This is a genomic window from Mesorhizobium sp. P2_H9, from assembly GCF_056403215.1.
Genome location: NZ_JBFUFX010000004.1, coordinates 247,879 through 261,930, shown reverse-complemented (window position 1 = coordinate 261,930; position 14,052 = coordinate 247,879). Strand labels below are relative to the sequence as shown.

Annotated in this window: 15 protein-coding genes; all 15 read right to left on the bottom strand. The window is 63.5% G+C overall.

From position 1 onward, the window contains the following. Positions 1-23: 23 nt before the first annotated feature. On the bottom strand, positions 24-971 hold the full coding sequence (locus AC1DXN_RS09500) for a formyltransferase family protein (protein WP_477275709.1): 948 nt from the start codon (positions 969-971) through the stop codon (positions 24-26). Further along, entirely contained in the window at positions 968-1,990 is a 1,023-nt protein-coding gene (locus AC1DXN_RS09495; RefSeq protein ID WP_477241218.1) for a nucleotidyltransferase family protein, read from the bottom strand. The genes AC1DXN_RS09500 and AC1DXN_RS09495 overlap by 4 nt, the downstream gene beginning before the upstream one ends. Before the next feature lie 263 nt (positions 1,991-2,253). Further along, on the bottom strand, positions 2,254-3,240 hold the full coding sequence (gene dhaK, locus AC1DXN_RS09490; protein ID WP_477241220.1) for a dihydroxyacetone kinase subunit DhaK: 987 nt from the start codon (positions 3,238-3,240) through the stop codon (positions 2,254-2,256). A gap of 33 nt (positions 3,241-3,273) precedes the next feature. Beyond that, positions 3,274-3,699, bottom strand: coding sequence for a hypothetical protein (locus tag AC1DXN_RS09485; protein WP_477241222.1), 426 nt, complete (start codon positions 3,697-3,699; stop codon positions 3,274-3,276). A gap of 8 nt (positions 3,700-3,707) precedes the next feature. After that, positions 3,708-5,294: a phosphoenolpyruvate--protein phosphotransferase gene (ptsP, locus tag AC1DXN_RS09480; RefSeq protein WP_477241224.1), complete on the bottom strand. Its 1,587-nt coding sequence runs from the start codon at positions 5,292-5,294 to the stop codon at positions 3,708-3,710. Next, complete coding sequence (locus AC1DXN_RS09475) at positions 5,278-5,580, bottom strand: HPr family phosphocarrier protein (RefSeq protein ID WP_477241225.1); 303 nt, start codon at positions 5,578-5,580, stop codon at positions 5,278-5,280. The genes ptsP and AC1DXN_RS09475 overlap by 17 nt, the downstream gene beginning before the upstream one ends. Before the next feature lie 21 nt (positions 5,581-5,601). Beyond that, positions 5,602-5,991 (bottom strand): dihydroxyacetone kinase phosphoryl donor subunit DhaM, encoded by a 390-nt coding sequence (dhaM, locus tag AC1DXN_RS09470; protein ID WP_477241227.1) that lies wholly within the window; start codon positions 5,989-5,991, stop codon positions 5,602-5,604. Then, a complete protein-coding gene (gene dhaL / locus AC1DXN_RS09465; RefSeq protein ID WP_477275707.1) occupies positions 5,988-6,587 on the bottom strand; it encodes a dihydroxyacetone kinase subunit DhaL in 600 nt (199 codons plus the stop codon). Before dhaL ends, dhaM begins: the two co-directional genes overlap by 4 nt. Before the next feature lie 79 nt (positions 6,588-6,666). Then, complete coding sequence (locus AC1DXN_RS09460; RefSeq protein WP_477275705.1) at positions 6,667-8,310, bottom strand: dihydroxyacetone kinase subunit DhaK; 1,644 nt, start codon at positions 8,308-8,310, stop codon at positions 6,667-6,669. 70 nt (positions 8,311-8,380) lie between these two features. Next, positions 8,381-9,394, bottom strand: coding sequence for an ABC transporter ATP-binding protein (locus tag AC1DXN_RS09455; RefSeq protein WP_477275703.1), 1,014 nt, complete (start codon positions 9,392-9,394; stop codon positions 8,381-8,383). Then, complete coding sequence (locus AC1DXN_RS09450; protein WP_477241235.1) at positions 9,387-10,499, bottom strand: ABC transporter ATP-binding protein; 1,113 nt, start codon at positions 10,497-10,499, stop codon at positions 9,387-9,389. The genes AC1DXN_RS09455 and AC1DXN_RS09450 overlap by 8 nt, the downstream gene beginning before the upstream one ends. Positions 10,500-10,502: 3 nt before the next feature. Further along, positions 10,503-10,709, bottom strand: coding sequence for a hypothetical protein (locus tag AC1DXN_RS09445; RefSeq protein WP_477241236.1), 207 nt, complete (start codon positions 10,707-10,709; stop codon positions 10,503-10,505). Beyond that, entirely contained in the window at positions 10,706-11,656 is a 951-nt protein-coding gene (locus AC1DXN_RS09440; protein WP_477241238.1) for a carbohydrate ABC transporter permease, read from the bottom strand. Before AC1DXN_RS09440 ends, AC1DXN_RS09445 begins: the two co-directional genes overlap by 4 nt. Further along, the gene (locus tag AC1DXN_RS09435; protein WP_477275945.1) at positions 11,653-12,600 is read right to left on the bottom strand and encodes a carbohydrate ABC transporter permease; all 948 of its coding nucleotides are present in this window, start codon (positions 12,598-12,600) and stop codon (positions 11,653-11,655) included. Before AC1DXN_RS09435 ends, AC1DXN_RS09440 begins: the two co-directional genes overlap by 4 nt. A 107-nt stretch (positions 12,601-12,707) precedes the next feature. Then, positions 12,708-14,039, bottom strand: coding sequence for an ABC transporter substrate-binding protein (locus AC1DXN_RS09430; protein ID WP_477275700.1), 1,332 nt, complete (start codon positions 14,037-14,039; stop codon positions 12,708-12,710). Positions 14,040-14,052: the final 13 nt, after the last annotated feature.

Sequence of the window (14,052 nt, the reverse complement as noted above, 5' to 3'; positions counted from 1 at the left end):
CACCGCTCTTCGAAGGGTCAGCGTCAGGTGCGAAGCCGGCTCACTATGCGCTGCGATTGCACCAGCAGCTTGGAGAAACCATTGTAGACGAGGTGGGCAAAGCGACCGTCGGCGCAATCGAATACGACCCATCCCCAGTGTCTGACCGGCGCCTCGCCTGTCGCCGGCCCAAGCCGACGGATCGGCTGCGCCAGCCGCACCAGCCTGCCATTCACCAGCACGTGGATGGCAACATTGCGTCCGGCAACACGCCACACGCGCGCGACATGGTCGCTCGACCATTTGTTGTCGATGACGAGCGGCGCGCGGGCGAGTTGCGCCCAGGTGAAATCCCCCGTCGGCTGCGGCTTGCCGATCAGCGCGCCCGTGCAATGTTCGGGCGCGAACTCCGTCACCAGCGTCTTCATTGCGCTCGCCAGTGCCCGCGAGACAGTTGCCGCGGAACTCCAATCCTGGCTGGAAAAGGCAATCTGGGCCAGGATGTCGCCTTCGTCGAAGCCTGACGTCATCTTGTGCAGCGTCACGCCGCCATGGGTTTCATGCTGCCCGTCGATGATGAGCCGGTGGATCGGATGCGGCCCCTTGTAATGCGGCAGCAGCGCCGGATGCAGGTTCAGTCCGCCCTTGGAAAACAGGTTCAGCACAGTATCCGGTATGAGGGCGCTGAAGCCGAAGCAGACAAGAACGTCGGCCCCGACACCGGCAAGTTGCCGGGCAAGCGCGTCCCAGTCATGCGGCCGGCCGAACTCGATCAACTGGACTTGTGTGCCGCCGAGATTGCTCCTGAGCGCAAGTTTGCGCCTCAGGCGCCGCCGCCAGGTGCCAACGCTGAAGCGCTTGTTCCGGCGCGGCGCAGGCACAATGATGGCGGCGATGCGATGGCCTTTCTCCACCCAACCGGCCAGCATTGGTCCGGTGACGGCTGTGATTTCGAGAATGAAAACCGCCGAAATCGGCTTGTCCGGGCTCATGCAAAGTGCGGCTTGGCTTTGGCAAGTCTCTGGATCCAGCGAAAGGCGTCGCGGCGCAGGCGCGAGCGCATCTTGTCCCTGGAATTGACGCCAAGCAGCGTATCCCGGGTGATCAGCCGCCTGGCGAGCCGGATACCCAGATCGGGCTTGATCCGATCGGCAATGTCGAGTGCACGTCTTTCATCGAACAGCCGGCCGGTGACGTTGAGCACGGTTGCCAGTTCGAGCTCGATGCCGGTCATCCGCGCTGCCTCGAGCAGGCTCGCTTCCGCGTCCGGCGATCGCAGGGCACGCACGCCCTGCAGCACGTCGACGCACAGCTGCAGCCGGTGGAATTTGTGCCCGCCGGCGGCATGGACGATGGCGATGGTCAGCATGGCGGCCGGCGTGTCGGTTGCCTCGCCGTCGATCACGCGCAATTCCTTGAAACCCAGCGACAATCGCCGCCGCATGCCGGAATCATGCACCAGATTGCCATGCAGCTCGATCATCAGGCTCGGATTCTCCTTCTCGAGCCATTTGAACTCCTGCAGGTCGTTGGATTCTGCTTCGTCGCTGCCAAGCTCGAAACCGCATGCCGCAATCACCCGGTTGGCGTCGGGCAGATGCGCCGGGTCGACGAGGATGTCGATGTCGGTGAAGGGCCTGTCGGCGACGTGCCTGTACAGCGTCCGTGCAAAGACCGGGCCCTTGACGATGCGTGCCGCAATGCCACCTGCGGCGAGCGCCTTCATGATGCGGTCGCCATGGTATTGCAGCAGCATCGACTGGCCGGTGACCAGCGTCGACTTCCGGCGCAGGTCGGACAGCGTCTCCATCAATCCGGCGTCCTGAGGCAGATGGGCGTCGCCACGCTCCTGCAGCTTGCGCAGCATGATCGGCAGGATGCCGTGGAATTCGGCATTGGCCAGCAGGGCCGACAGGGTTTTTGCCGCGAGGTCGCCTCCGGCCAACGGCGCCTCGGGGTCCGCATAGTTCAGCAGCAGCTTTTCTTCGGCAGGCGTAAGTGGTGGCAGCATGAACCCGGGCAGCGGTACGGATTAAAGGGATTATCGAAAGATGGTCGCAGAAAAGCACGGCGGAAGCCAGTGCGCCTGAATTGACTTTAACGGGCCCATTCTTACACTCCCCGTTGCAAAACAAGGGGCATTGATATGATCAAGAAGAAATATGAGGCGCCTGTCCTGCGCAAAGCCGGAAAATTGTCCGGCGTTACAGCGGGTGGGGGTCCATCAGGCCCCGCAGGCTGACCGACGATAGTCGGTCGGCGCTAGCCTCCCGGTTACATGCCCCAGCGCAGCGCTGCCGTATGCACGGGCGCATCCCACAGGGCCGTCGTTTCCGCGTCGAGCATGGTCAGCGTGATCGAGCAGCCGGCCATGTCTAGCGACGTCACATAGGACCCGACCAGTGAGCGGGTGACCTTCACCCCGTGCGTCTCGAAGATTTTGCGGGCGCTGTTGTACATCAGGTAAAGTTCCATCAGCGGTGTGCCGCCGAAGCCGTTGACGAACAGCAGCGCCGGGCCTTTCGCGGCATTGCCGAGATCGCCCAGGATCGCGGCACAGATTTCTTCGGCAATGGCATCAGCGCTCTTCAATGTGTCGCGCCGGCGGCCCGGCTCGCCATGAATGCCGACGCCGAATTCCATTTCGCCGTCGCCGATGGCGAAGGTCGGCTTGCCCGCCGCAGGCACCGTGCAACTGGTCAGCGCCACGCCCATCGAGCGCGTCGCGTTGTTGACGCGCTCGCCCAGCGCCTTCAAGGGCTCCAGTGCCATGCCTTGCTCGGCCGCGGCGCCGACGATCTTCTCGACCACCAGCGTGCCGGCGACGCCGCGCCGGCCGGTGGTATAGGACGAGTTCTCGACCGCGACATCGTCATTGGTGACGATTTGCAGAATGCCCTCCGACATTTCGGCGGCCATCTCGAAATTCATCACATCGCCTTCGTAGTTCTTGACGATGAACAGGCAGCCGGCGCCGGTGTTGACGGCCTCTGCCGCCGCCAGCATCTGGTCCGGCGTCGGCGAGGTGAACACCTGGCCGGGGCAGGCGGCGTCCAGCATGCCGTACCCGACCAGACCGCCATGCAGCGGCTCATGGCCGGAGCCGCCGCCCGAGATCAGCGCCACCTTGCCCGGCTTCAGATCCGTGCGGCGGACGAATTTGTGCTCGTCGCCAAGCACGAGAATATCGGCGTGGGCGGCGACGAAGCCATCGAGGCTTTCGGTCAGCACCGTCTCCACCGAATTCAGGAATTTCTTCATGGTGTCCTCCCGACACAAATGCGCATGAGACGATCAGCCGCCACCTTTGCCGGTGATGCTGGTGATCTTCTGGATGAAATCATTGACCGCCCGGTCGAGCGCGGCATTCTGCTTGTCGTCGCCGAAGTCGGGAACGATCAGCGAGACATGCCGCGTCTTTCGCAAGCCTGATGCCACCGACATCTTTCCCGGATGCGCCTGATGATAGGCGGCGAGGAAATGATCGCGCTCGGCTGGGCTGAAATGGCAGACCGAAAAGATAGCCGGCAAATGTTTGGACGGGATTGGCACCGAATAGGTCGGGCTGGAAATTTGGGTGACGAAGCTGCGGTGTTTTCCCAGCGCATCGGCAAGGCGCTGGCGCATGCCGGACGGGCGTTGGTCGATGACCTGCGACAGGATCGTCTTGTAGGCGCGGATCGCCGCTTCGGAACCGGGTTCGGGGATTTTTTCGACCATGCCGGCGCCTAGATCGCGGCGTCCGCGATGGCCGCCTTGGCCATGGCGAGCTGTGCGGGCACGACGGAGAGATCACGCAGGCCGGCTTCGAGCAGCACCGGTATCGACGCCGGATCGCCGCCGGCATCACCGCACAGGCTGACCGGAACTCCGTGCGAGCTCCCGAACGCGGCGACTGAAGCGATCAGCCGAAGCACGGCCGGATGCCGGACCGAATTCAGATGCGCGACCGCGGCATTGTCGCGGGCAGCCGCCATCACATATTGGGTCAAGTCGTTGGAGCCGATCGAGAAGAAGGCAACATCGGCAAACGCCTCCGGCGCGATAGCCACCGACGGCACTTCCACCATGATGCCGAGTGGCGGCATCTTTTGCGCGATACCGCGCGCGGCGAGCCCGGCCTGCTCTTCCGCGAAAAGCGCGGCGGCACGCGCATATTCGTCAGCAATGGTGATCATCGGGAACATCACCTTCAGATTGCCGTGGACGGCGGCGCGCAGCAATGCCCGGATCTGCACCCGAAAGATCTCCGGCCGCGCCAGCGACAGCCTGATGCCGCGCAAACCGAGGAACGGATTGGTCTCCTCCACCGTGAAACCGGGCACCGGCTTGTCACCGCCGGCATCGACGGTGCGGATGGTCGCTGGCTTGTCGCCGGCCCATTCCAGCACTTTGCGATAGGCGCGATATTGCGTTTCCTCGTCCGGCAGCGTTTTGCCGAACAGGAATTCGGTGCGCATCAGCCCGACACCGTCGCAGGTCGAAATATCGATGCCGTCGACATCGGATGGATCGGCGATGTTGACCTGCACCCGCACCGCTGTCCCGGCTTTCGTCACCGCCGGCTTTGCCAGATAGGTCTCCGCTCGGTCGCGGCGCGCCGCGAAGGACGATGACGAGCGGCGGAACGCCTCGATCTCGGCCTTGGACGGCGAAAGCATGATGCCGCCATGCTCGGCATCGAGCAGGGCTATCCCGGCAAGATGAGCCGGCGAAGCACCGAGTCCCACAACCATCGGCACGCCGCGCGAGCGTGCCAGCATGGCGACATGGCTGGCCGTGCTGCCGGCCTTCAATGCGATGCCGCCGCCTGAACTCCAGTCGGTTTCCAGAAAGCGCGTCGGCGCGATGTCGTCGCCGTAGAAGATGGCGCCGGCCGGCACGGCAATATCGCCGTCCTCGGTCAGCGCGCGCAGCACCTGGTCCCTGATGTCGCGCATGTCGGCCGCGCGGGCCCGGAAATAGTCCTGGTCCGACGTTTCATAGCCGGCAATCTCGGCGTCGAGCGCCTGCCGCCACGCCATATCCGCTGGCATACCGGACAAGATCGCAGCAAAAGCCGGGCCGATCAGCGCATCGTCCTCCAGCATGGCGAGCTGGAATTCGAGAATGTCGGCGGCATCGCCTTCGCTTGCTTCGATCAAGGCGGCAAGCCGACCCGTCGCAACGCCGATCGCGGTCTCGAGCGCGGCCTTTTCTTCCGCCGCGGTCGCCTTGCCGGCGTATGGCGCGGTGGCCCGGTCGAGATCGAACAAAGGCCCTTCGGCATAGCCGGCCGAGGCCGAGATGCCTTGCAGCCTAAGCGGTTCGGACATGGTCCGCGTCCTCGTCGAAGTCGCGCCGCACCAGTTCGACCAGCGCACCGACCGCCTCGCCGGCGCCGACGCCCTTGGCCCTGATGTGCAGCAGCGTACCTTTCGGCGCCTTGGCCGCCATCACCTTGACGATGCTCTTGGCGTCGAACCACGGCCCGTTGGCGGCGAGCGCCACTTCGACCTCGGCCGAAAACGTCTTGGCGAGCTTGGTGAACTTCACCGAAGGGCGCGCGTGCAGACCCACCTCGTGGGTGATCAGGACAGTGGCTTCGGCAGATGCGGACATGCTGTCAAAATTCCTGTTCATTCACGACGGCGACAATTCGTGCGCCGTCGCCACCACTTCCCTGAGCGAGGCGCCGCCGGAGGACTCCGTCGCCGCCATCACCGCGCCCTCGACGATCGGCGCATTGCAGACGATGATCTTCTGCGCGCGCGGCTCGCCGATCATCTCGACCGCCATCTCCGAGTTGGTCTCGGCGCCGCCGAGATCGACGAGGATGGCCACCCCTGCCTCCGACCAGGCCTTGTCGATGGCGCCCATGATCGCTTCGACACTTGTCCCCAGCCCGCCATGGCCGTTTCCGCCGCACCATGCAAGCGGCACTTCGTCGCCGACCATCTGGCGCACCATGTCCGCCGTGCCTTCGGCGACCAGCGGTGAATGCGATACGATGACGATGCCGACATTGCTCATGCGTGCCCCTCGATGCTTGTCGCGACAGCCCGCACCAGCAGCGCCGTCGAGCGCCCGCCGGCGTCCATATGACCGACCGAGCGGTCGCCGAGGAACGAGGCGCGCCCGCGCAAGGCCTTCATCGGCACGGTGGCCTCGGCGGCCCGATCGGCGATGTCGACGATCTCGACAGCCGTCTTCCCTTGTAATAGCGCCTCATGCACCGGCTGCAGCACATCGAGCATGGTCTTCTGCCCGACCTGCGATTTGCCCCTGGCCGCCACGGCTTCGATTGCCTTGCCGAAGGCAGCCGTCAGATTGGCGCGATCCGGCGCAGCCGAAATCTCCTTGCCAAGCGCCATGAACAGCGTGCCGAACAAGGGCCCCGAGGCGCCGCCGACGGTCATCACCAGCTTGGTGCCGATCGCCTTCAGCGCTTCCGGCAATGGTTTTGCCGCGAACGCGTCGGCCTCGGTGCGCAGCGCCTCGAAGCCGCGCTTCATGTTCAGCCCATGGTCGCCGTCGCCGATCGCCTGGTCGAGCGCGGTCAGTTCGTCGGCATGTACCGCGATCGTGTCCGCTGCGACCACAACCAGCCTGGAAAGGTCCAATGTCATGTCACCTGTGCCCTTGATTCCTGCCCTTTCGGCAGTGTGGGAAGGTGCCCTTTCCGTCGATCCAAGCATAGTCCCCCCGTCAGGCCGCTTCGTACAATGCGGAGACGGCCGCGAAGACTTCGGCCACGGCACAGGCGCCGGGGTCGACAACGCCATAAAGCTGGCTGCCGATATAGGCGGACCGCCCGGCCTTTGCCTTGCGCATGGCGGCGGTGGCTTCGGCGCCCTGGCGAGCCGCCGCGACAGCGCCTTCCAGGCCACCGGCGTCGAGCGCTTTCAGGGCAGGCTCCAGGGCATCGATCATGGTGCGGTCGCCAAGCCTTGCGCCACCGTAGAAGGTCATCCGTTCAAGCCCCGCAAGCAACGCCCTAGGCAGCGCTGCGCCGCCATCCAGTGCTTGCGCCGCCGCCGTGAAGAAGATCGACAACAGCACCCCGCTGGAGCCACCCATGGACGCGCTCAAGATGTCGCCCAGCGCGGCGAGCGTGGCGGCTGGGTCGGCAAGCGGCAGCGTGTCAACCTTGTCGAGGACGCTGCGCGCGCCGGTCGCCACCGTCGATCCGGTATCGCCGTCTCCCGACTTGGCATCCAGCGCGTTCAACGTCTCTTCGAGCGAGATCAGCCTTTCGCAGATCGTGACGACAAGGCGTCTTGTGCGGGCATCCGCGCTGGCCTTTTTTGCCCCGACTTGAGCGACCGGCTTCGCCGCCGGCACCACGATCAGCGGAAGAACAGGCTTTGCCGGCATCCAGGCATGCGGGCCGACAGGCGCGCGCAAGGCGACTTCGCGCGCTGCATCGAGCCGGATCAGCGACAAGGAGAATCCGTTCATGTTGAGCGCCGTCATCAGCGGCCCGGGTCCGATCGTCAGCGTCACCGTCCTGGCCAGCGGCGACACCAGCACCGCATTGGCGAGAAGCGACATTTCAAGCGGCGGCACGGCGCCGAGATTGTTGATCAGCAAGGCATAGTCGCTGGCCGGATCGAGCCGCGCGGCGAGGCGCTCCAGCATGATCGCGACAAGCCTGTCGGCGCTTTGCACTGCGATCCGCTCAACCCCCGGTTCGCCATGAATGCCGAGGCCGAGCTCACCGTCATTGTCGCCAAATCTCTCTTCGTGCGGCTGACCGGGGATCGAGCAGGACGACAGCGAAAGGCCGAGGGAAACGATGTCCGCCGCGGCAGCGCGTGCCGCTGCGGCAATCGCCGCGAGGTCTTGGCCGGTCTCCGACAGATAACCGGCGATCTTGTGCACGAACAAGGTACCGGCGACGCCGCGCGGCTGGGCAATGTCGGGCAAGGCGATGTCGTCGGCGACGATCACCATTTCGACGCGAAGGCCTTCAGCGCGCGCTTTCTCGGCCGCCAGTCCGAAGTTCAGGCGATCTCCGGTATAGTTCTTGACGATCAGCAGGCATCCGGCGGGACCGGTGACTGCGCGAATGGCCTCCAGCACCGCTTTCACGCTCGGCGAGGCAAAGATTTCGCCTGAAACCGCCGCCGTCAGCATGCCCTTGCCGACGAAGCCGGCGTGTGACGGTTCGTGCCCGGCGCCGCCGCCGGAAACGACGCTGACTTTTGACTTGTCCCAGTCGGCGCGCAGCACGACCTTGACTTCGGGATAGCCGTCCAGGCGGGCAAGGTCACCGGCGCCGATCGTGCCGAGAAAGCCATCCAGCGCCTCGGTGACGATCGTTTCCTTGCGATTGAAAAAATGCTTCATCGAATTCGTCCAGTCCCGCAATCGTCAGTCAGAATCCGGCATTGCCCATGCGACAACACCCGCAAACCACTCACATCAGCCGTTGCCCATCCGCACCGAAATACAGCGGCGAGCGGTAGCGGATCATCACCCTGTCGCCTTGCGCCAGATCCGTATCGGGATCGGTCAGCGTCACCAGTTTCTTGCTCCCCACCGTCACATGCAGGTGGTTCTGGTCGCCCAGATGCTCGACCCAGTCGACGACGCCATCAGAATGGCCATTCGCCGCCTTCTCGATCGACAGATGTTCGGTGCGCGCGCCAATGGTCTTGGTTCCCGCCGGCGTGCCGCCATCCGGTAGCAGGCCGGCCGGCAGCAGATTGATCGCCGGTTGGCCGAGCCGTGCCGCGACATGAAGGTTCGCCGGCTCCGAATAGATATTTCGCGGCGTGCCGATCTGCACCAGCACGCCGTCATTGAGGATGCCGATGCGGTCGGCCATCGTCATCGCCTCGATCTGGTCGTGCGTGACATAGAGCATGGTGGCGCCAAGCTCGGTCTGGATGCGCTTCAGTTCGAGCCTGAGATCGGCGCGCAGCTTGGCGTCGAGCGACGACAGCGGCTCGTCCATCAGATAGATCGACGGCTTGCGCACCAGCGCGCGGCCGATGGCGACGCGCTGCATCTCGCCGCCCGACAGTTTGGTCGAGCGGTTGCCGAGCTTGTGGTGGATGCGCACCATCTTGGCGACATCCTCGACACGGCGGCGGATCTGCTCCTCCGGCATTTTTCGCGCTGGCGAGCGCAGCGGAAAGGCGAGGTTGTCGAACACCGAGAGGTGCGGATAGAGCGAATATTGCTGGAACACGAAAGCGGTGTCGCGTTCGGCCGGCGACAGCGTCGTGGCATTGTGGCCGCCGATATGGATGGTGCCGCCGTCCGGCCGTTCCAGCCCGGCGATCAGCCGCAGCGTCGTCGTTTTGCCGGCGCCTGTCGGTCCGAGCAGCACGACGAATTCGCCATCGGCGATGTGCAGGTCGAGATTGTCCACGGCGACCTGCTCGCCAAAGCTTTTGCTCACGCTTCTGATGTGCACGTCAGCCATGCTGCGCTCTCCCTTGAGAGGCTGAATCATGGATCGCGGTGCGCACGGCGCGGCCGGATCCCTTTTCGAACAGCGACAGCCGCGCGCTGCTCAGCGTCAGGCCGACATGATCGCCCGCCGCGAGCCGGATTTCGGCTGGCACCCGTGCCTTGATGATGCCGTCTGCCGTCTCCACCGCGACGATCTGCGTGGTGCCGAGATATTCGGTGCCGTAGATGGCGCCGCGCAGTTTCGAGGCGTCGTCGAAGCGGATGTGTTCGGGCCTGATGCCAAGCGCCATGTCGCTAGGTGCGATATCCTCGCGCACCTCTGGCACCGCCACTTTGGCGCCCTGGACGACGACCTCCGTGGCGCCCTTGGCCAATCCGCCGCCGAAGCCCAAAAAATTCATCGGCGGCGAGCCGATGAAGTCGGCGACGAACATGGTTGCCGGCCGGTCGTAGATCTCACGCGGCGTGCCGAACTGCTCGATGACGCCGTGGTTCATCACCGCGATCTTGTCGGCCATCGACATCGCTTCCATCTGGTCATGGGTGACGTAGACCGTGGTGGCGTGGATGCGATTGTGCAGCTCGCGCAGCTCATGCACCATCAAATCGCGGAATTCGGTGTCGAGCGTGCCGAGCGGCTCGTCCATCAGGAAGCATTTTGGCCGCCGCACGATGGCTCGTCCGAGCGCCACGCGCTGGCGATCGCCACCGGCAAGGCCGGAGACGGACTTGTTGAGCAGATGGTCGATGCGCAACAGTTTTGCTGTCTCCTCGACCCGTTGGCGGATTTCGGCCGACGGCATGCCTTGCGCCAGCAGCGGAAAGCCGATGTTCTTGCGCACATTCATGTGCGGATAGAGCGCAAACAGCTGGAACACGAAGGCGATGTCGCGCTCGCGGGCCCGCAGCATGGTGACGTCGTCGCCGCCAAGCAGGATCTCGCCGCCGGTCGGCAGTTCGAGCCCGGCGATCATCCTGAGCGTCGTCGTCTTGCCGCAGCCCGACGGCCCCAGCATGACAAAGAACTCGCCATCCTCGACGACGAAGTTGGAGTCCTGCACGGCGACGAAATCGCCGAAGGCTTTTCTCAGATGCTGAACCCTGATCTCAGCCATCGTCTACTCCGGGAACTTCGATACGATGATGAACATCACGGTGCCGGCGAGCATGGTGATGAAGGAATAGGTGTAGAGCGACAGCGCGAAGGGCTGGAACAGCATCAGGAAACCGATGGCGATCAGCGCCGTCGCAATGTTTTCCATGAGGCCGCGCCTGGCCCACACCGGCCAGCGCGATTTGCGTTTTACTGGCTTGATCATTGTCATTTGCGCACCGCGCCGAAGGTGATGCCGCGCAGCAGCTGTTTGCGCAACAGGATGGTGAAGACCAGGATCGGCACCAGGAAGATCGTCGTACCGGCCGCCACCGCCGGCCAGTCCTGGCCGCCTTCGCCGATGATGGTCGGGATGAAGGGCGGCGCTGTCTGTGCGGTGCCGGAGGTGAGCAGCGCGGCGAAGGCATATTCGTTCCAGGCAAAGATCAGGCAGAAGATGGCGGTTGCGGCAATGCCGGTTGTCGCCTGCGGCAAAACGGTGCGCCAGAAGGCCTGCAGCCGCGTGTAGCCGTCGATCATCGCCGCCTCTTCATATTCGCGCGGGATTTCGTCGATGAAGCCTTTCAGCAGCCACACCGCCAGCGACACGTTGACCGCCGTGTAGAGCAGGATCATGCCGAGTGCCGTGTCCGACAGGCCGAGCTCGCGGTACATCAGATAGATCGGGATGGCGACCGCGATCGGCGGCATGAAGCGCGTCGACAGGATGAAGAACAGAAGGTCATCGGCCAGCGGCACCTTGAAGCGCGAGAAGCCATAGGCCGACAGCGTGCCGAGAAAGACTGCGCAGAAGGTCGAGCCGAAAGCGATGATCAACGAGTTGAGGAAGCGCGGCAGGAAGTTGGACGGACCGGCGATCACCATGTTGCGCTTGCGCGTGGTCTCGTCGCAGAAACCGGTCGCCGGTCCGAGCGAGTTGATGTATTCCGGCGTCTGCCGCGTCCGCGTCGTGAACAGGTTGCAGTAGCCTTCGAGACTCGGCTGAAACAGGATTTTTGGCGGATAGGCGATCGAATCCGGCGGCGTCTTGAAGCTGGTGGCAAAGATCCACAGCAGCGGCACGATCGAGATCAGCGCGTAGGCGACGATGATGGCGCCGGCGATCCGCTTCGAATTTGCGCTAGGCGCGACGACCGAATGGGCTGATGTCAGGCTCATCTCTGCTTCACCTTGTTGAGCGCCTTGACGTAGATGTTGGCGAGGCCGAACACCGCGACGAACAGGATGATGGCGAAGGCCGAGGAATAGCCCGTGCGCCAGCTTTCGAAGGCTTGCCGCTTCAGCGTGATCGAGGCGACCTCGGTGGTCGAACCCGGCCCGCCGCCGGTGAGCAGGTTGACCATGTCGAACATCTTGAAGTTCTCGATGCCGCGAAACAGCACCGCCAGCATGATGAAGGGCAGCGCCATCGGCAGCGTGATCGACCAGAACTGCCGCCAGTTGGAGGCGCGGTCGACCTCGGCCGCCTCATAGATGTATTCGGGGATGGAGCGTAGGCCCGCGAGGCAGATCAGCATCACGTAGGGCGTCCACATCCAGGTGTCGACGATGACGATCGACCACGGCGCCAGCGATACGTTGGAGAGCATGCTGATCTCTGTCGGCGGAATGCCTGATACAAACGACACGGCGTAGGCGAACAGGCCGATCTGCGGCTCGTAGAGGAAGCGCCAGAAATTGCCGACCACCGCCGGGGAAAGCATCATCGGCACCAGGATGATGGTGGTCCAGAAGGCGTGGCCGCGGAACTTGCGGTCGATCAGCCAGGCCAGTGTGAAGCCGATTACCGTCTGCAGCAGGATGGTCCAGAAGACGAAATGCGCCGTCGTCTGCATGGCGATCCAGATGTCCTTGTCGCCAAGGATGCGCTGATAGTTGGCAAAGCCGAGGTTTTTCACCATCTCGTTGGGGCGGTTGGCGCGATAGTTGGTGAAGGACAGATAGATCGCCCAGAACAGCGGGAAGATGTTGATGGCCAGAAGCAAAAGCATCGTCGGCGAGATGAACAGCCAGGCGAGGCCCTTGTCGCTGATGCCGCGGACCTTGCGCGCCAACGGCTCCGGGGTCGCCCGGGCAACGCTGTCCGCAGTCCGATTGAGCATGGTGAGTCCTGCTTCGGTCACGTCAAGTCTCGACAATGGAATTTATCTGAACTGCGTCCCGTGCCAAGGGTGGCACGGGACGCTCGGGTCAGGCTCGGGAGGAGCCGTTACATTTTGCCGTCGTCCTGGAACACCTGCGTCCAGTCCTTGACCAGGCCATCAAGCGCATCCTTGGCCGAACCCTGGCCGGCAACGACATAGTCGTGGAAGCGCTTCTGTGACGCTTGCAGCAGCGGCGCGTAGCTAGGCTCGGCCCAGAAGTCCTTCACGATGGCCATCGAGTCGAGGAAGGTCTGCGCGTAGGGCTGGCTGGCCGGGAAGGCCGGGTCCTTGACGACCGCGTTGAGGCAGGAATAGCCACCCAGCGACCACCACTTGGCCTGCACGTCCTTGTTGGCGAACCACTTGATGTATTTGAGCGCCGATTCCTGCTTGTCGGAATAGGACACCACCGAGATGCCCTGGCCGCCGAGCTGGGCGAACTGGTCGCCATCGGGACCCTTGGGATTGACGAAATAGCCGATCTTGTCGCCGCCGACATTCTCGTCCTTCTGCAGGCCCGGCCACGTGAACGCAAAGTTCATGTGCATCGCCACCTGGCCTGATTTGAAGGCATCGACGCCTTCGCCCATGTAGCTGTTCGAAGCGCCGGGAGGGGTGCAGCAGTCATAAAGCGCCTTGTAGAATTCCAGGCCCTTGACCGATTTGTCGGAGTTGACGAAGCCTTCCATCTCGTAGGGCTTGTCGGGGTTCTCGTATTTGAAACCGAAGCTGTAGAGCACGTCCATGGCGCCCATGGTGATGCCTTCGGAGCCGCGCTCGGTATAGATCGAGGCGCCATAGACGGTCTTGCCGTCGATCTCGCGCTTCTGGAAGAATTCGGCGATCTGCTTCAGCTGGTCGAAGGTCGTCGGCGGGCCGAGATCCCAGCCATACTTTTCCTTGAATTCCTTCTGCAGTTCCGGCTTGGAGAACCAGTCCTTGCGATAAGTCCAGCCGACGACGTCGCCCATGGCCGGCAGCGCCCAGTAGTTCGGCGTGTTCTTCGGCCATTCCGAATAGCCGACGACGGTGGCCGGCACGAAGTCGTCCATGCTGATCTTCTCCTTGTCGAAGAAGTCGTTCAGCTTGACGTAGTGGCCGTTCTCGGCCGAGCCGCCGATCCACTGGCTGTCGCCGATGATCAGGTCGCACAATTTGCCGTGCGAATTCAGTTCGTTGAGGAAGCGGTCGGCATAGTTGGTCCATGGCACGAATTCGAACTTCATGCCGATGCCGGTTTCCTTGGTAAAGTCCTTGGACAGTTCCACAAGTGCGTTTGCCGGATCCCAGGCGGCCCAGCAAAGCGTCAGATCTTCTGCATGCGCGGCGTTCGAAAAGCCCGCCGAGGCAGACATCGCCGAGGCCAGTCCCAACGCCAGTTTCAAAGTCGATTTCATGCCTTCCTCCCAT

Bases quoted from the DNA above. Each gene is read 5' to 3' on its own strand.
- AC1DXN_RS09500 (WP_477275709.1), bottom strand. From the start codon at position 971: ATGAGCCCGGACAAGCCGATTTCGGCGGTTTTCATTCTCGAAATCACA.
- AC1DXN_RS09495 (WP_477241218.1), bottom strand. From the start codon at position 1,990: ATGCTGCCACCACTTACGCCTGCCGAAGAAAAGCTGCTGCTGAACTAT.
- dhaK (WP_477241220.1), bottom strand. From the start codon at position 3,240: ATGAAGAAATTCCTGAATTCGGTGGAGACGGTGCTGACCGAAAGCCTC.
- AC1DXN_RS09485 (WP_477241222.1), bottom strand. From the start codon at position 3,699: ATGGTCGAAAAAATCCCCGAACCCGGTTCCGAAGCGGCGATCCGCGCC.
- ptsP (WP_477241224.1), bottom strand. From the start codon at position 5,294: ATGTCCGAACCGCTTAGGCTGCAAGGCATCTCGGCCTCGGCCGGCTAT.
- AC1DXN_RS09475 (WP_477241225.1), bottom strand. From the start codon at position 5,580: ATGTCCGCATCTGCCGAAGCCACTGTCCTGATCACCCACGAGGTGGGT.
- dhaM (WP_477241227.1), bottom strand. From the start codon at position 5,991: ATGAGCAATGTCGGCATCGTCATCGTATCGCATTCACCGCTGGTCGCC.
- dhaL (WP_477275707.1), bottom strand. From the start codon at position 6,587: ATGACATTGGACCTTTCCAGGCTGGTTGTGGTCGCAGCGGACACGATC.
- AC1DXN_RS09460 (WP_477275705.1), bottom strand. From the start codon at position 8,310: ATGAAGCATTTTTTCAATCGCAAGGAAACGATCGTCACCGAGGCGCTG.
- AC1DXN_RS09455 (WP_477275703.1), bottom strand. From the start codon at position 9,394: ATGGCTGACGTGCACATCAGAAGCGTGAGCAAAAGCTTTGGCGAGCAG.
- AC1DXN_RS09450 (WP_477241235.1), bottom strand. From the start codon at position 10,499: ATGGCTGAGATCAGGGTTCAGCATCTGAGAAAAGCCTTCGGCGATTTC.
- AC1DXN_RS09445 (WP_477241236.1), bottom strand. From the start codon at position 10,709: ATGACAATGATCAAGCCAGTAAAACGCAAATCGCGCTGGCCGGTGTGG.
- AC1DXN_RS09440 (WP_477241238.1), bottom strand. From the start codon at position 11,656: ATGAGCCTGACATCAGCCCATTCGGTCGTCGCGCCTAGCGCAAATTCG.
- AC1DXN_RS09435 (WP_477275945.1), bottom strand. From the start codon at position 12,600: ATGCTCAATCGGACTGCGGACAGCGTTGCCCGGGCGACCCCGGAGCCG.
- AC1DXN_RS09430 (WP_477275700.1), bottom strand. From the start codon at position 14,039: ATGAAATCGACTTTGAAACTGGCGTTGGGACTGGCCTCGGCGATGTCT.